General features: G+C 42.6%; 17 protein-coding genes and 1 tRNA gene. 8 read left to right on the top strand and 10 right to left on the bottom strand.

Annotated elements, in window-relative coordinates:
• Positions 1-50: 50 nt before the first annotated feature.
• The 5 genes from KT990_RS04955 to rubA all read right to left on the bottom strand — a co-directional run bounded on the left by KT990_RS04955 (position 51) and on the right by rubA (position 4,252).
• A complete protein-coding gene (locus KT990_RS04955; protein ID WP_218209249.1) occupies positions 51-638 on the bottom strand; it encodes a DNA-binding response regulator in 588 nt (195 codons plus the stop codon).
• Between the two features lie 254 nt (positions 639-892).
• A complete protein-coding gene (gene oxyR, locus KT990_RS04950; protein ID WP_005172010.1) occupies positions 893-1,801 on the bottom strand; it encodes a LysR family transcriptional regulator OxyR in 909 nt (302 codons plus the stop codon).
• 13 nt (positions 1,802-1,814) lie between these two features.
• Positions 1,815-2,753 (bottom strand): esterase EstB, encoded by a 939-nt coding sequence (gene estB / locus KT990_RS04945; protein ID WP_100357259.1) that lies wholly within the window; start codon positions 2,751-2,753, stop codon positions 1,815-1,817.
• A 57-nt stretch (positions 2,754-2,810) separates the two neighbouring features.
• Complete coding sequence (rubB, locus tag KT990_RS04940) at positions 2,811-3,989, bottom strand: rubredoxin reductase RubB (RefSeq protein ID WP_074383094.1); 1,179 nt, start codon at positions 3,987-3,989, stop codon at positions 2,811-2,813.
• A 98-nt stretch (positions 3,990-4,087) separates the two neighbouring features.
• Positions 4,088-4,252, bottom strand: a complete 165-nt coding sequence (gene rubA, locus KT990_RS04935) for a rubredoxin RubA (protein ID WP_005096258.1) — start codon at positions 4,250-4,252, stop codon at positions 4,088-4,090.
• Between the two features lie 488 nt (positions 4,253-4,740).
• Between rubA and KT990_RS04930 the strand changes: the two genes are divergently transcribed.
• Positions 4,741-5,283, top strand: a complete 543-nt coding sequence (locus KT990_RS04930) for an adenine phosphoribosyltransferase (protein WP_005096259.1) — start codon at positions 4,741-4,743, stop codon at positions 5,281-5,283.
• A 389-nt stretch (positions 5,284-5,672) separates the two neighbouring features.
• Here the strand turns inward: KT990_RS04930 and KT990_RS04925 are convergent, their stop codons facing one another.
• Positions 5,673-6,167: a YqiA/YcfP family alpha/beta fold hydrolase gene (locus KT990_RS04925; protein ID WP_159516429.1), complete on the bottom strand. Its 495-nt coding sequence runs from the start codon at positions 6,165-6,167 to the stop codon at positions 5,673-5,675.
• Between the two features lie 382 nt (positions 6,168-6,549).
• On the opposite strand from KT990_RS04925, the gene lysS reads away from it, so the two are divergent.
• Positions 6,550-8,079 carry a lysine--tRNA ligase gene (lysS, locus tag KT990_RS04920; protein ID WP_005172002.1) on the top strand — a complete coding sequence of 510 codons (1,530 nt, stop codon included), beginning with the start codon at positions 6,550-6,552 and terminating at the stop codon, positions 8,077-8,079.
• A 351-nt stretch (positions 8,080-8,430) separates the two neighbouring features.
• Here the strand turns inward: lysS and trpS are convergent, their stop codons facing one another.
• Positions 8,431-9,444 carry a tryptophan--tRNA ligase gene (trpS, locus tag KT990_RS04915; protein WP_005096266.1) on the bottom strand — a complete coding sequence of 338 codons (1,014 nt, stop codon included), beginning with the start codon at positions 9,442-9,444 and terminating at the stop codon, positions 8,431-8,433.
• A 189-nt stretch (positions 9,445-9,633) separates the two neighbouring features.
• On the opposite strand from trpS, the gene KT990_RS04910 reads away from it, so the two are divergent.
• Both KT990_RS04910 and KT990_RS04905 read left to right on the top strand, forming a co-directional pair.
• Positions 9,634-10,560, top strand: coding sequence for a DUF808 domain-containing protein (locus KT990_RS04910; protein ID WP_086044017.1), 927 nt, complete (start codon positions 9,634-9,636; stop codon positions 10,558-10,560).
• 48 nt (positions 10,561-10,608) lie between these two features.
• Positions 10,609-11,514 carry a neutral zinc metallopeptidase gene (locus KT990_RS04905; protein WP_100534416.1) on the top strand — a complete coding sequence of 302 codons (906 nt, stop codon included), beginning with the start codon at positions 10,609-10,611 and terminating at the stop codon, positions 11,512-11,514.
• Between the two features lie 243 nt (positions 11,515-11,757).
• Here KT990_RS04905 and KT990_RS04900 read toward each other — a convergent pair whose 3' ends face one another.
• The gene (locus tag KT990_RS04900; RefSeq protein ID WP_005171992.1) at positions 11,758-12,312 is read right to left on the bottom strand and encodes a hypothetical protein; all 555 of its coding nucleotides are present in this window, start codon (positions 12,310-12,312) and stop codon (positions 11,758-11,760) included.
• 229 nt (positions 12,313-12,541) lie between these two features.
• Between KT990_RS04900 and KT990_RS04895 the strand changes: the two genes are divergently transcribed.
• Positions 12,542-14,041: a cation:proton antiporter gene (locus KT990_RS04895; protein WP_218209248.1), complete on the top strand. Its 1,500-nt coding sequence runs from the start codon at positions 12,542-12,544 to the stop codon at positions 14,039-14,041.
• A gap of 198 nt (positions 14,042-14,239) precedes the next feature.
• Positions 14,240-14,536, top strand: a complete 297-nt coding sequence (locus KT990_RS04890) for an MGMT family protein (protein ID WP_074383182.1) — start codon at positions 14,240-14,242, stop codon at positions 14,534-14,536.
• 53 nt (positions 14,537-14,589) lie between these two features.
• On the opposite strand, the gene KT990_RS04885 is transcribed toward KT990_RS04890, so the two are convergent.
• Positions 14,590-15,030 carry a universal stress protein gene (locus tag KT990_RS04885; RefSeq protein ID WP_005096273.1) on the bottom strand — a complete coding sequence of 147 codons (441 nt, stop codon included), beginning with the start codon at positions 15,028-15,030 and terminating at the stop codon, positions 14,590-14,592.
• A 240-nt stretch (positions 15,031-15,270) separates the two neighbouring features.
• Positions 15,271-15,675, bottom strand: coding sequence for a hypothetical protein (locus KT990_RS04880; RefSeq protein ID WP_005171986.1), 405 nt, complete (start codon positions 15,673-15,675; stop codon positions 15,271-15,273).
• A gap of 176 nt (positions 15,676-15,851) precedes the next feature.
• Between KT990_RS04880 and KT990_RS04875 the strand changes: the two genes are divergently transcribed.
• Together KT990_RS04875 and KT990_RS04870 are read left to right on the top strand one after the other, a co-directional pair.
• Positions 15,852-15,928 (top strand) — tRNA-Met (locus KT990_RS04875).
• Positions 15,929-16,074: 146 nt separating this feature from the next.
• Positions 16,075-17,037 (top strand): IS30 family transposase, encoded by a 963-nt coding sequence (locus KT990_RS04870; protein ID WP_005095842.1) that lies wholly within the window; start codon positions 16,075-16,077, stop codon positions 17,035-17,037.
• Positions 17,038-17,057: the final 20 nt, after the last annotated feature.

The following is a 17,057-nucleotide window of genomic DNA, read 5'->3' as shown; positions in this document are numbered from 1 at the left end:
AGGCTGAAAATTCAGCCTCTTTTCTATCCAGAAAATAGCATTCAAGGGTTTTAATCAGAGGATATCAGCAGTTTGCGATAGATCTGTTTGACCTGGGCATACATCTGATAGTCAGTCAGCTGGAGCTGGTGCTGTATGTCTACTGGGGGGTTTTGCTGGCTGAGTAAGCGTAAGAGCTGCAATTCGGTTACCTTGAGACAGGGTTTCCCAGTGAGCTGGTACAGGATATGTTCTGCCAGTTCAGCATGGATATAGGCACCGCCGCGCAAGACAATTTTCAGGCTTTCAGCAAACTGGATGAATGAAGCCTGAGGTTGGATATAGCTATTTGCACCAGATAAGATTGCTGAATAAATGAGTGCTGTGGATTCACTCTTGAGTACGGCAACTACAGGTGTACTTGGGGTATGCTGTTTCATCTGGCCGATGAAATGAATCTGTGAGGCTTCTGTCAGGTGATAAAGAATCAAGTTAGGCAGATGTTCGGCAATCATCTCTTGTGCAGATTGGAAATTGTCTGCATACAGCAGCATATCTGGTTGATAGCCCAGTTGTTGCAGTACAGTCTGAGTTTTGGACAGGTTCAGGTCAGTAAATGAAGCGATGACTAAAACCGGTGCAGGCAAGAGGGCAGCCAATAAGCTCAATCCTGTTGATTCTAAGAGAAGGCTATACTGTGGATGAAGCAAAATAAAATGAATATCCCAAAAAATAGGGATTTAACGATAATCACCTCATCTTCGTCTTAAATAGCATTTATTACAGATTAAAACCGATGACATTAACAGTCAGCTTGAGACTTTAGCAGGTCTATGATGGTTGGTTATATCCACTTTGAGATATAAAAAAAGGAGCAACGGGTGTGCTCCTTTTAATCATCTAAAATTTTAGCTCAAGCAGCATTGTGCTGAGTGATTTTTTGGAAAATCTGTAATAACACATCAAACTCGCTTTGTAGCGGCGTACTTTTACGCGTCACCAATGCCAGGGTGCGACTTGGCGCAGAGTTGATTGGCTTGACCAGAATCTCAGGGTTGGCTTTGATCATATTGGTATAAATCGCAATTTCTGGCAATAAAGTAAAACCAAGATTTGCAGAGACCATTTCGATTAAAGTCGGCAAAGAGCTGGCTTTTAAACGATGATCATTTTTACGCTCACCAATCGGGCAGGCACTCAGGGCATGATCACGTAAGCAATGACCTTCCTCAAGTAACATCAGGCGAGACAGATCAAGATCTTCCAGAGAATTCGCTTGTGCAGCGTGTTGGTCTGATTTTTGATAAACCAGATACAGATTCTCTTTGGCAATCTCGGCCACTTTCAGGCCACGTGTATCGAAAGGTAGCGCCAAGGCCACCATATCCAGGTTGCCATGTTCCAGTTTTTCTACAATTTTCTCGCTTTGTGCTTCATGCAGATGCAACTGGATTTTTGGTAATTGTTTATGCACTTCTTCTAGCAGCTGTGACAGCAGGAAGGGAGCAATCGTAGGAATCACGCCAAGATGTAAATCACCGGTTAAGGGTTCACTCATCTCACGACTTAAGCGCATCAAGTCCTGAGCATCAGCCAGTAGAACACGTGCGCGTGCAACCACTTGTTCACCAAGAGGCGTTAAACGAACATTCTGGCGGTCGCGTTCAACAAGTACGCCACCGAGTAAACGCTCCAGCTCCATAATGCCGCCAGACAAAGTTGACTGGGTGACAAATGAGCGGCGAGCAGCTTCTGTAAAATGTAGCGTCTCTGACAGTGTTACGAGGTATGACAGCTGTCTTAAGGAGGGTAGTGCAGCCATAGTGTCCTAATGTTTATGATTTAAAATGATCAGCAAATAATTCGCTAAGATATGGAATAAAATGCGGTGGGATATCATGCCCCATTCCATCAATTAATTCAAATTTAGCCCCTGGAATCGCTTTTGCAACGGCCTTGCCATGACTGGGAGGCAGCAATCGATCACGAGCACCATGAACCACCAGGGTCTCTTGCTTGATTTGCTTGTTCAGTTGCAGCAATGAACCTGTACATAATATTGCTAAAAACTGTTGAAGTACACCGGCAGGATAGTAACTTCGTTTATATAATTTACGTGCGGTCTGCACCGCTTCCAGATGATTGACATAACCTGGCGAACCGATGATGTTAAACAGTTTTAGACTATGATCTACAATACCATCTTCATCTGTTGAAGCCGGTTTGTCAATCAAACTAAAGAGTTGCTTGGGAAAGGGCGGTGGCAGTAGCGGCTGATTGTTGCTGGTAAACAGTAAACCCAGTTTTTTGACTTTGTCTGGATAGCGTGCCGCCAGAATCTGGGCAATCATGCCACCCATGGATGCACCCAATACATCAACCTGATCCAGCCCCATTTTTTCAATCAGCAGACTGACATCTTCAGCCATATCATACAGGTCATAAGGTGCACCCTGATTGCCCAGACCGAGCACAAAACGGCTCATCATTTTCAGGGTGTTCAGGCGTGGACCCTTGTTATGGATTTTTGAAGACAGGCCAATATCGCGATTATCAAAACGTACCAGATGGAAACCTTGATCAATCAATGATTTACAAAAAAAGTCAGGCCAGTACAGCACCTGCGCACCCAGTCCCATAATCAGGAGCAGCGTAGGATGTTCCGGATTTCCGCCCACCTCGACATGTAATTCCACACCATTACCCAGATCAACTCTGGTTTCACGCATGAAAGAACTATATGGAGAAAGATTAAACTGTAATGCGCTGTGCATAATTGCTGTCCTAATTAAAGGATATTTTGTTTAAAAAATATCCTGAGTATTAAACCTCTAAACCACAGCAGGAATCAAGTCAGGAACCTGCTTGGTCAAAGACAGACGTTGTTTGCCCGCAGTTGCACCCAAGAGTACAAAGCCACGTAAAGTGCCGCTACCGTCGATGGCTTTGGCCAGCATGCCATCTTCCAGCTCTTCAGTTTCCCAGGTGACCTCAACATCGACTGGTGCAGGCAGGACAGTTAAAGGTGCAGCAGGCGTTTTCACTGCCACTGGCATAGCCGGATAATGTACAGCCGTATGTTCGCCATTCAGGGTTTTTGCCAGCGCGCGCGCCTGTTGCATGATGGGCATGACATAAGGCAATAAGGTACCATTCACTTCAGCACAGTCACCTACGGCATAAATATCGGCATGATTGGTTTCCAGTTGCGCCGTGGTTAAAATTCCACGACTGGTATGAACATCTGCCTGTTTGGCCAAAGAAATATTCGGCTGTAGACCTACCGCAGACAAAACCACATCAGCAACGAGAGACTGACCATTGGCCAGCATGACCAAATAGTCACCATTTTCAGCACGAGAGACCTTCTCGACCGTGGTGCCCAAGACGAAATGAATGCCGGTTTCTTCAAGGTTTTTCTGGAAGGCCGTTGCAACATGTTCAGGTAATAAACGGCCCAGCGGTTGAGGTGCTAGATCGATCACTGTGACCTGATGCTCGGTATTTTGCAGGTCATTGGCAAATTCGCAACCAATCAGGCCTGCGCCTAAAATCACCACGCGTTTATCTTCACGTGCCGCCAGATTGCTGCGGAACGTCTTATAGTCACTTAAATTATTCACCACATGAATGTCATCACTGGCATCACCGGAAATGGCTAAACGTACCGGGTTGGCACCGACCGCCAAGACCAGTTTGGAATAATTCTGTGTGCTTTCCTGACCATCTTTCTCAAGTACCAGCTGATGATCTTCCGGATGAATGGCTTTGACCCAAGTCTGCTGTTCAATCCGCATATTCAGTTGTGCCGACATTTTTGCAGCATCGCCCAATGCAATCTGTTCAGGCGCTTTTTTGCCAACCAAAGCATTGGAAAGGGTAGGTTTGGCATAATTTATCGCATCATCCGCGCAAATCATCAGCAGTTCATGCTCTGGATTAAGTTTGCGAAATTCACGTGCTACAGCATAACCTGCCATACCTGAACCAATAATAACGATAGGATGCATAGTCGTTTCCATGCTGTAGGGCTCTCCATGCTGTTTTATATGAGGATAAAAAGGACATAAAAAAAGACCATATCGACATGGTCTTTAACTGGGCGTGCTCAGACTTCGATCATTTCGAAATCGACTTTAGACACGCCACAATCTGGACAGGTCCAGTCATCCGGGATATCTTCCCATTTGGTTCCCGCCACGATGCCGTCTTGAGGCCAACCTTCCGCCTCGTCATAAATCCATCCACAAACGATGCATTGATACTTTTTCATGTAACTCTCCAAAACTGAGCAAGTGTAACCGTCAGCTTAAAATCCATAAAATGGCAAGACTCTAAAAGAATATGACTTTTTAACAGTGAACATATTTGGCTAAATTTTTACGCAGTTCTATTCAGAAAGTAAAGTGAATAAAAGCTTAATCAGCGAAATTAGCAGCAGAATGACTTTGGGATTCAGTATTTCTCTGAAAATGAGTCAAATCGGCTTTGCTGGCAAATGCTGTGGAGTGATGAAGCGGCTGCTGTGGCAAAATTTAGCTTAAATGAGGCGTTATAGACCAAAGTCGTGCAGTAAAAACTGAGGTTTTTATATAATTTAGAATCAGTAAAGTCTGGATTAAATATTTTTATAATAAATGAATTTAATAAAATCAATAACTTGTGCTTAAATATTGAGTTTTTATTATACAGCTCGGCTTGTTCATTGGCTGGAAATAGGTTTAAAATTCGCATATTCCTTTTCTTTTTTTAAGATCTCCCATGAGCAATTTGTCTACTTCTTTGTGGTCTCACATTCGTACGGTCCAAGATTTTCCAAAACCAGGAATTTGCTTTTATGATTTGACCCCACTTTTCATGAGCAATATTGGTCCATTGACTGATGCCCTGATTGCCAGCATTCCTGCTGACAAACTGGCAGAAGTAGAAAGCTTTATCGCAGTGGAAGCACGTGGTTTTGTGTTGGCGAGCCTGTTGGCACAACGTACCGGCAAAGGCTTGTTATTGGTGCGTAAAGCAGGAAAATTGCCGCCTCCAGTCGTGGGTGTCGGTTATAGCCTGGAATATGGTCTGGATCGTTTAGAAATGTCTGCGGAAGTTCAGTCTCAGAAAGTCATCATTGTTGATGATGTTCTGGCAACAGGCGGAACTTTAAAAGCGGTAAATGAATTGGCACTCAAATGTCAGCATGAAGTACTAGGTGCAAGTATCTTTCTTGACCTTCCTGATTTGCATGCTGAATTAGGTCTGGATATCTGGTCAGTACTGGATGATAAATCTCAGCCTGAAGCTGCGGTTGCCTAAATTGTAGATTTAAAAAAAAGCTCCTCAATATCGGTAATGTCGGTCAGTTAAGAAATTGACTGGCATTTTCTTTTTTAAATTCATGATCATATTTGACAAGTAGAAAAGTCATCCGCAACTGTTTGAGGCAGGACTAGATTTAAAAATGATTGTTTCTGCGACAAATTTACTAGTCGATGGTGGCTGACGAGTTTTGCGGTGAGGAGTGTTGCTCCGCAAGATGCCTTCCTTGCGAAGCTTCGCTTCTCATTTGGGCGAAACCAAAGTAACAAATTATTTTCAAGTATTTGATTTATAAAGTTAAGACTCCGCCGTGAATGACTAAAAAGTTAAAGAGTCTATTTCTAAACTCCTTAACTGATCAGCATTACCTCAATATCGGGGCTTTTTTATTGTCTGATAAAATGATGTTCAATTTCCTGAATCAGCGTATTAATCTGTTCAGGATGTTCTAGTCGATGATGGCCGCCATCAACTGCCTGAATTTGCATATAGTCTTCAAGCTGTGCCTGAACCGCATGCATATCCAGAATTTCATCGCCCAGTTCTAGATAGGCAAACTGCGGAATATCATGCTGTAAATCGCCATGACAAATTGCCGGATAATCATCTCTGAAATTGGGTTGCAAAATGGGATTCGCCACCACACAGGGAAGGTGATAAGCCTGCGACATTTTCAGTGCCCAATAGCCGCCAAGATTATGACCCACCAGAATATCCGGTTTGATGGTTTCAATCATCTCATGATAAAAATTGGTGACCGAATTATAGCTCAGATTACGATAATCGACATCAATACAATATTTATGCACGACATTAATTGCATGAAACTTGGTGGATTCTCTGGAGGAATCTAAGCCATGTAAAAACAAAATCTTAGACATAATCTTACTCATTTTTATGGGGCATGCCATATTGGTATTTATTGATTGGCACATCATCTTCAATCTGAGCATCATTGTAGAACGTGTGGACATTCAAGGCAGTTAGCTATTGGTCTAAGCCAGCATTTTTCTGCGCAGTGATTTGCTCTACCTCGTCACACACTAGGACTTTCATCTAAGTAATCGCATAATCGGTCCCAAATCGAGCTGAATTGTATTGGTAGAGTGGATTAGATTGACGGGATAAGGTTGGGAAAATGCCAAGATAGTGGATTTTTCCAAAGAAAAGCCGCTTCCTGAGAGTGTTTAAGCTACGATTTGGGTAGGATTTCTGCTATTCTATGCAACTTCTATTTTTTAACTAATCTTATTCGAGGCAGAGATGACGCAAACTAACGCTCAATCGACTTCTGAACAAATCATTTCCGAAAACGATTTAATTGCACAGCGTCATGCCAAGTTAAAGCAAATCGAAGCTCAGGCACAAGAAACTGGTAAAAGCCCATGGCCAAATACCTTTAAGCGTGAGCATTATGCCCAAGATTTACAAGACCAGTTCGCTGATAAATCTAAAGAAGAAATTGAAGCAGGCGAAAAGGTCTACGTCAAAGTTGCCGGTCGTGTGATGTTAAACCGTGGTTCATTTATTGTGATCCAGGACATGACAGGTCGTATTCAGCTTTATGTCGCCCGTAAAGAACTCGCTGCAGATGTACTTGCGACCATCAAAGGTCTAGACCTTGGCGACATTATTGCAATCGAAGGTTATATCGGTCGTTCAGGCAAAGGCGATCTGTATGTACACATCGAACATTTTGAATTATTAACCAAATCATTGCGTCCGCTGCCAGACAAGTTCCACGGTCTGAATGATACTGAAGTGAAGTATCGTAAACGTTATCTTGATCTGATCGTGAACGAAGAAACCCGTAAAACGTTTGAAATTCGTGCCAAAGTGGTTGCAGGTATTCGTGCCTTCCTGACTGAAAAACGTTATATGGAAGTTGAAACGCCAATGATGCATGTGATCCCAGGCGGTGCTTCTGCGCGTCCGTTTGAAACGCATCATAATGCACTAGATATGCCATTGTTCTTGCGTATTGCGCCAGAGCTTTATTTAAAACGTTTGGTGGTGGGTGGTTTTGAACGTGTGTTCGAAATTAACCGTAACTTCCGTAACGAAGGGGTATCTACGCGTCACAACCCAGAATTCACCATGATTGAATTCTATCAAGCCTATGCAGATTATAAAGATCTGATGGAATTGACCGAGCAGATGCTGGAAAAACTGGCGCTGGATATCTTGGGTTCGACCGATGTACCTTATGGTGATGAAGTGTATAGCTTCAAAGGGCCATTCAAGAAAATTTCAATGTTTGATGCAATTCTGGAAAATAACCCGCAATTTACTCCGGAAAATGTCAATGACCGTGAGTTCCTGGCAAAATTCCTTCAAGAAGAATTGAAAGAGCAAGTGAAGCCAGGTTTTGGTCTGGGTAAACTGCAAACGATTGTGTTTGAAGAAACAGTTGAAACCAAACTGCGTCAACCAACATTCATTACGGAATATCCAGCGGAAACTTCTCCATTGGCACGTCGTAATGATGATAATCCGCACATCACCGACCGTTTTGAATTCTTTATTGGTGGTCGTGAACTGGCAAATGGCTTCTCGGAATTAAATGATCCAATCGACCAGGCGGAACGTTTCCAGGCACAGGTTGCGGAAAAAGATGCGGGTGATGATGAAGCGATGCATTATGATGCAGACTTTGTAGAAGCACTGGAATATGGCCTACCGCCAACAGCCGGTGAAGGTATTGGTATTGACCGTCTGGTGATGATCTTTGCTAATGCAGCAAGTATCCGTGATGTGATCTTGTTCCCGCATATGCGTCATAAAAATGCATAAGTGCTGAATTTTAGAAAACCCGCTTAGGCGGGTTTTTTTATGCTTTAAATCGCTATACTAAAAAATTAAAGACAAAAAAAACGCAATGATTGGGGTGATCATTGCGTAGAAAAAGGAATGTTTTTTCAAACTACATCAAGCTTAACTGTGGAGAGAGTTAAATCTGATTCCTTACTGTATGTAGCTATAATACGACCCGATAAGGCTTGACTCAGCAGCATTCATGTTAATAGATGTTAATTAAGGTTAAAACTATGGAGATTCTATGGGCGAGTTTGCTGCTTTATCGTGCATAAACACCTCGCAATAAAAAAGCCCTTCATATGAAGAGCTTTAGGTGATCATTTTATGTTAGAAACGGAATACACCTAAACCGGTTTTCACTTCATCTAAAGTCGCCTGGGTAATATCACGACATTTATCTGTTCCGGTCTTTAAAATATCCATAATATAGTCAGGGTCTTTAGCCAGTTCAATACGGCGCTCACGGATTGGACCAATCAATTCTTTGAGAATGCCTTCCAGACGTTTTTTCACTGTACCATCGCCTAAACCACCACGACGGTAGTATGCCTTAAGCTCTTCCAGTTCTTCTTTGTTTGGATCAAAAGCGTCCAGATAAGTGAATACTACATTGCCTTCAACCTGACCTGGGTCTTCCACACGAAGATGATTCGGATCGGTATACATGGCATTGACGGCTTTTTTAATATCTTTATCTGTCGCATCCAGCACAATGGTATTGCCCAAAGATTTTGACATTTTCGCTTTGCCATCAAAACCAGGGAGGCGGCCGACATTAGACAGTAGCGCTTTACATTCTGGTAACAGGTCATGACCGATTTGACGGTTCAGACGACGCACGATTTCATTGGTCTGTTCGATCATTGGAATCTGATCTTCACCCACAGGAACAACAGTGGCCTTGAATGCTGTAATGTCGGCAGCCTGAGCCACCGGGTAACACAAGAAACCTGCTGGAATATCGCGCTCAAAACCACGCATCTGGATTTCAGATTTAATGGTCGGATTACGCTCAAGACGTGAAACAGTCACGAAATTGAGGTAAAGCATCGTCAGTTCGTTTAAGGCAGGTAAACATGACTGAACACAAATTGTAGTTTTAGTTGGATCAATACCGACAGCCAGATAATCCGTTGCCACTTCAATAATGTTACGACGTACTTTTTCAAAATTATCGGCATTATCGGTGAGTGCTTGAGCATCAGCAAGTAACAAGTGTTGATGGTGAGAATCTTGCAGGCCTACACGAGAGCGTAATGAACCGACAAAGTGGCCGAGGTGAAGTTGTCCGGTAGGACGGTCGCCCGTCAAGATCACTGGACGATTATCTTGATTACTCATTATTTATTCCAAAGGGTAGTCAGTACTACAGCTGTATTTTAACGAATGGCAACATTGTACGGTATTCTGTTTTTGATTGTCAGCCAGAAAAAAAGCTGTATTAAAAAAATCTTATTAATTAAACAAGTGAATACAATATTTTTAAGAATTTTGATTAAAATAAACTGAAATATGATAAGGATAATAAATATGGCGAGCAGTTTATTACTATTATTAGATGATATTGCGACGGTCTTGGATGATGTGGCTGTGATGAGTAAAATGGCAGCCAAAAAAACAGCAGGCGTCCTCGGTGATGATCTGGCTTTAAATGCACAGCAAGTGTCAGGCGTACGGGCAGATCGTGAATTGCCGGTAGTCTGGAAAGTGGCCAAAGGTTCTTTTGTCAATAAGCTGATTTTAGTGCCGCTGGCCTTGTTAATCAGCTTTATTGCCGGCTGGCTGATTAACCCCTTATTGGTGCTGGGTGGTTTGTTTCTGTGTTATGAAGGCGTGGAAAAAATCGTACACACCTTGTATACACCGAAGGCCAAGGATGCTGAACAGGCACGTGAGCAACTGATCCAGACTGAAACAGATTTGCACCAGTTTGAAAATGAAAAAGTCAAAGGCGCGATTCGCACCGACTTTATCCTTTCGGCTGAAATTATCGTGATTACCTTGGGGACGGTGGCAGCAGCCTCTATGCTGACCAAAGTTACCGTTTTAAGCCTGATCGCGATCGTGATGACCATCGGGGTCTATGGTTTTGTTGCCCTGATTGTCAAACTGGATGATATCGGTCTGCATCTGACCGAGCAGCAGTCCGATTTTAAACAACAAATAGGACGCGGCTTGTTGGCATTTGCCCCGATTCTGATGAAAATTTTATCAGTTGTTGGAACTGCAGCGATGTTCCTGGTCGGTGGGGGAATTATTAATCATGCTATTCCTGTTATTCACCACTTTACTGAAGATAGTGTTAGCTATGTACAGGATATTCCCAGTATCGGAAATATTGTAGGTGCCCTGACACCGACCTTGATTAATTTCGCCGTGGGAATTTTAGCGGGTCTGCTGGTGATGCTGGTCATCAGCCTGATTAAAAAAATCTGGCCCAAATCATCAAAAGCTTAAGATGCAAAAATATCTGCAAATTGAGCAGATGAAGAAAAGGAAAAAACTATGCGTTGGAAAGGTCGTCGTGTCAGTAGTAATGTAGAAGACCGTCGCGGTGGTGGTGCCAAAGCTGGCGGAATCAGTATTATTGGGTTGATTGTGGCTTTTGTGGCCTGGAAATTCTTCGGCGTCGATCCACAGCAAGCTTATCAAACCACCAAACAGGTCACCCAAGGCGTATCGGGTACGGCGGAAACACGGGGGCTGGAAAATCCGACACCGGAACAGCAGGAGTCGATTGATTTTGTCGGCACCGTACTGGCAGATACTGAAGATACCTGGACTCAGGTGTTTCAGCAGCAGTTAAATCAGCAGTATGTTCCCCCGAAACTGGTTTTGTTCAATGGCATTGTGAATTCGGGTTGTGGTACGGCTCAGGCGGCGATGGGACCTTTCTACTGTCCGGCAGACCAGAAAGTTTATATCGATACCGCATTCTTTAAAGATATGCGTACTCAGATGGGGATTAGTGGGGAACAGAATGCCACCGAACTCTCCCGTAATGATCAGGCCGGAGATTTTGCGCAGGCTTATGTGGTGGCCCATGAAGTAGGTCATCATATCCAGACGATTTTGGGGATTTCCTCTCAAGTACAGCAGGCACGTCAGCAGGCAAGCGAGGTACAGAGTAACCAGCTTTCAGTGCGCCAAGAATTGCAGGCAGACTGTCTGGCTGGAGTCTGGGCCTACCATAATCATCAGCGCACCCAGTTTCTGGAACAGGGAGATGTGCAGGAAGCTATGGATGCCGCACATAAAATTGGTGATGACTATTTACAGAAACGTGCTCGCGGGCAGGTGGTACCGGACAGCTTTACCCATGGCAGCAGTGCGCAGCGCGTACAGTGGTTTAATACCGGCTTGAAATCGGGTCAGGTTTCGAATTGCGATACCTTTAACCAAAATATTTAGCTTGTTTCCAGATAAAAAAGGAGCAGGTGCCACTGCTTCTCATCATTTTAACTTTGGTTATAGTTTGAATCTATGACGTCATGAAATCCTGCTTTTGACAGGTCAAAAGCAGGCAAAAGTCTTTTGTTCGCCATACACAACATGCTTGTCGTGATGGCTAAGGTGTGACCTCCTTGTCACACTCGCATCTCCAAAATCTACTTAATTCAATTGTGGGGCAGCTGTGGAGCAGGCAATCCTTTTTTATTTATGCAGAAAACGCCGGAAATTTCTTAATATCTTGATACTGACAAATAAGGCGGCCAAAGCAAACAAGGCAATGGCAAAGACCGTATATTTGAGATTGTTGATGTCATTTTGATAGAACTGCTGCATATCATGGTTGGTATATTCGAGAGCCGTGACTTTGCCAGTCCGGCTATCTCTAAATTGAATTTTTTCAATATAAAACAGATTTCCCGCTTTAATTAGGTGGACGCTCTGGATTTGACGGGTATGTGATTGATTGTCCTCATCACTACATAAAGCACTGTAATGCTCACAATTGATTTTGGCCACATAACCATTTCCTGCAATCAGAATAAAAATGGCATTGTCCGGTCGCTGGTTATTAGATACCAAAACATACTGTTCGCCAGTTGTACTTTTCAAGGGAATACGGGTTGCCTGCTGATAATGCTGTTCTGCCTGCAGAATCTCCTGAATTTTAGCGAAGCAGGTAAAACATAAGGATAAGGTGATCAGAAAAATCACGCTCGCAAAACAAAGACGAAAAATGGTTTTGACAGTTTGGTGCATGGGAGAAAAATTCAAAATAGAAAGATGGGAAAGCAAAAGCCGAGTGCTGATCTGTATGTTAAATCATCATTCGGAAATACTGAAAAGAAACTTAACTCAATTCGATAAAAAGAGGATTAAACTTGTTTTGCTAGAATGCCTTTTTACTAATGCTCTGCTATTCAAATCTCTATTTTGACCATGCCGCTCGGCGCATATTGCTCCATCTCGCCCGACTTTAGGAAACCGAATGGGAAATTTCTTTTTTCTTCAGCTACTCACGGTGGTCTTTGCACTTTCCATTGCCACCACTATGTTTAATAAGCGTGTTTTAGGTTTTCCGCAAGCGATCGGTGTTCCGATTGTTTCGGCCATCTTTGTTTTTATTTTGCAATGGGGCGCCAGTTTATTACAAGGTAATCCATTCTTTAGTATTAATATTGACAATATCGAGCAGGCTGTTCGTAATATCGATTTTTATGACTTTCTGATCAATGGGGTGATCTGCTTTATTCTGACCTCATCTGCACTGAAGTTTAAGGTTTCAGATTTACGTAATCATTGGCGACCGATTGGTATTTTGGCAAGTTTAGCGCTGGTCTTTTGTGCGGTGTTCTTTGGTGCAGTTTTATATGGCTATCAGTTCCTGATTGGTAATCATGTGGATTTACTGGTGTTGTTATTACTTGGTGCGGCTTTGGGGGCGACTGATCCGATCGGCATTAAAGGTGTATTGAGTTCAGTTCGCGCACCGCATCATCTGATTGTCAAGCTGGAAGGCGAATCGTTATTTAATGATGCCATGTGTATCGCCTTATTTATGACCTTGCTCAATGTTCTGCAAGGCGAAAACTTTACGGTACTGGCTGTCATGCAAACTTTATTGTATGAGATTGTGGTGGCCGTACTGATTGGTCTGGGATTTGGCTTTGCAATATTAAGAATCTTGCGTGGCAAGCATGAAATGGAGTCACTGATTCTGACCACTGCTTTATTGGCATGTGGCTCTTATCTTATTGCTTTATTGGCCCATGCTTCAGCACCGATTGCCTGTGTCATTGGTGGCTTAATTGTCGGTAATAAATGGAAAGAAATTCTGGCCGATGCCGATATTGGTGACGTGAACCATTTCTGGCATACGGTTGAAGGGATTATTAACTCCTTCCTGTTTACTCTGATTGGCTTGGAGTTGTTTATTCTTGACCTGAGTACCAGTCTGGTCTTGGGCGGGATTGTGGCATTTATTATTTTACATCTAGCGCGCTTTGCTGCCAATCACTTGGCATTTGCCATGTTCCCCAAAATACGCCGAAAAAGCTATAACGGCAGTTTAACGATTTTGTCCTGGGGCGGTGTGCGTGGCGGGATTTCCCTGGCGCTTATTCTGGCGGTGGCCAATATTCCTCAGCTAGAGGCTTATAGCAGTATCTTGGTGGGCTATACCTTTATTGTGGTGCTCTTGTCGGGTCTGGTGTGTGGTCTGGGCTTACCTGCGGTGATGAATGCTTTTTACTATAATCCCGAGGAAGACACACAGGGCTTTAAAGGCTGGTACCAGCGTATGTGCCACAAGCTGAACCGTAAGGGTTTTCAATATATTGTCGGAGAAGATGTCAAAGGAAATGAAACCATCACTATTTTTCAGCCAGAGATTCTGATTGATCAGAAAGATATCGATGGTGTTGCTACCGTACATCATCCAGACAAATTTCAAGAGGTAAAACGGCTGGAAAATCCAGATAATTTCTAAAGATAAAATCCAGAAGATAAAGCGCTACTGGATTATGTTTAATAGTGAAATGAGATCGCTTGAATCAGCATTTAATCAGGCGTGATTATTTTCCTATAGCTGTTAATAGGGGGATCAGGGCGTGATCTTTTATTTAAAGGTACTATTGAACAGATGAAATGCAGCAAGACAAGTTCAGCCAGTCAGGAAATGGCAGAGATGATTTTGACTGTGGTCAGTCAGATCCCTTATGCAAAAGTTGCAACCTATGGGCAGATTGCCAGACTGGCCGGTTTACCTCAACATGCACGTTTAGTGGGTCGGGTTTTAAGCCATCTGGAAGAAAATACCGACATTCCCTGGTATCGGGTGATCAATGCACAAGCTAAAATCAGTCTGAACAAGCTTGATTCATCTGGCCAGAATATTCAGCAACAAAAGCTGATACAGGAAGGGATTGTGCTGAATGGTGATCGTGTGGATTTAAAACGCTATCAGTGGGATGGTTGGGTCTAGATATAAAAAATCCCCGCTTTTAGAAAGTGGGGATTTTGAGTTTGATGCACGGATTACTTGCGAATAACCATCACTGGAATATCGGCCTGACCTAGAATGCTTTGAGCTACGCTGCCCAGGAACAGTTTCTTGAAGCCAGTACGGCCATGTGAACCAATTATGATCAGGTCAGAATTTAAATCTTTCGCTGCTTTGACAATCTCGCTATAAATCACCTGGCCTTCAAGTAGCTGGGTATCTACTTCAACACCTGCACCAGAGAATTTTGCTTTGGCTTCATCCAGAGTTTTTAAGATCGAGGTGCGAGCACGTTCAATCAGGTCGTTGGTTTGCGCTGCAGAGATATATTCCGCAGCAATATAAGGGTCGAGTGTCAGTACCTGTACCACTGTCACTTTACTGTTAAATGCTTTGGCAACTTCGACTGCTTTATCAACGGCAGCATAAGATGTTTCCGAACCGTCAATAGGGACTAAAATATGTTCAAAAGGCATTAGAATTCTCCTGTTGGGAATTAAGTGTTATAAAAATGATGACACGTTAAACCGAGTACGAATAGTTGTTTATACTTTGATCATAGCCTGTATTGTATAAAAATAAAACCAAGTAAATACATAGGTATAATGTCTAATAGATTAAACAGTTAAACGCAGGTTTCTGAGTTTTAAGTTTCATGGTTTATTGATTTTAAATAATTGAATTATATGGATTTACAGAAATATTCAAGCTGATTGTCAATCACATTGAATGGATGCCGGGTCCAATTTGATTTGTGGTGCCAGTTGTTCATATTGATTTAAAATCGCCTGCGTCTCAGGTGCGAAAATTTGTTGTTGCAGTTGCTGGATTTTATGTTCGTTCACATGCAAACGTGCACAATAGAATGCAATCTGATTTTCTTTGGCAATGGCCAGTCGTTGAGTCTGATCATATTCCGGATAACGCTTGATTTGCTGTTGAGCCCGACTTAATTGCGCCAAGGTGCGTTTCTGTTGCATGCTCATGAATTGTTGATGATTAATCCACTGTGCCACATCGCGACGTACTCCATTGTAGTTGACAAAAATAGGAGAAATCACCTGGCAGGCGGTGATTGCTAAAGTGCTAAGTAAAAGAATCAGTATGTTGATTTTGTACATCGGTGAAAGCTCCAAGCATTAAAGTTCTTCATAAGAATATGTGAAATACCAAATAAAAAATCTAATATTGTTTAAAGTTTAAGAGTTTATTCTTCATTTGCATAAAGACTGAACATTTGTGTTTTAAAATGCTTGACGATAGCACCTGAAATTACGATAATGCGCACACAGTTTACGGCTATGTAGCTCAGTTGGTTAGAGCACCGCACTCATAATGCGGGGGTCACAAGTTCAAGTCTCGTCATAGCCACCATTTTAAAAGACCAAGCTCTCAGCTTGGTCTCTTTTTTTGTCTCGCAGATTCAAATCTCAAGTGCGACACATTTGTAGTTAGTTGAAAAAGTTAGGTGTATTCGTAGAATCATTGGACTTTTTCAACTCGCAATTGGAAAGCACACAATGAAGAAATACACCCAACTTTCTCAAGATGAAAGATACGAAATTTATGCTACTTTGAAAAGTAAAAGTTCAATCGCTAGCCTTGCTCGGGAGTTAGGGCGTTCACGATCAACCATCTACCGTGAATTAAAAAGAAATACTGGGCAACGTGGATATAGAGCTCAACAGGCAGCGAAATTTGCAAGTCAAAGACGGTACCGTCCTTCATCACCCATGACAGCATTTGCCTTCGCTTATATTGATTACTTGATTGGCTTGGACTGGTCACCAGAACAAATTTTAGGCGCTTTAACACAACGCGGTTGGCTGGATGTACCTTCACATGAGTGGATTTACCAGTACATTTATGAAGATAAATCAAAAGGCGGTAAACTCCACCTACATTTAAGGCATCAGAAGAAATATCGAAAACGAGGTTACAAAAACACGGATCGTAGGGGGCAAATCATTGATAAAACAAGTATTCATTGCCGAGACCAGGTCATTGATCAACGACAACGTTTAGGAGATTTCGAAGGTGACACTGTAATTGGTAAACATCATAAAGGTGCTTTATTAACTCTCGTTGATCGAAAGAGCCTGTACGTACATATTGTTCATTTAGGGCCAACGAGAGCATCCTCTCAAACGATTACTTGTGCATTAGATCGTTTACGGATGAGCCATGCTTATAGTGTTACTTTTGATAATGGTAAGGAATTTGCCGAACACAAAAGAATCACTGATGCCGGCATAGATACGTATTTTGCTGATCCTTACAAGTCTATTCAACGAGCAAGGAATGAAAATACGAATGGTTTAATCCGGCAATATCTGCCAAAATCATCATCGTTTGATGACGTGTCAAACGAACAAATAGAGCAGATAGAATTTGCACTCAACCATCGTCCTAGAAAAACACTAGGTTGGTATACGCCTAGTGAAGTTATGGCTGGTTTTTATACTGTTGCACTTGCCGCTTGAATCCGCCTCTTTTAAAAAGT

Origin of the sequence: Acinetobacter sp. F9, assembly GCF_019195275.1 — a bacterium.
GTDB classification, from domain to species: domain Bacteria; phylum Pseudomonadota; class Gammaproteobacteria; order Pseudomonadales; family Moraxellaceae; genus Acinetobacter; species Acinetobacter pseudolwoffii.
Note: the sequence above shows the minus strand (reverse complement) of the source record. Positions and strands in the feature narration are given on the sequence as shown.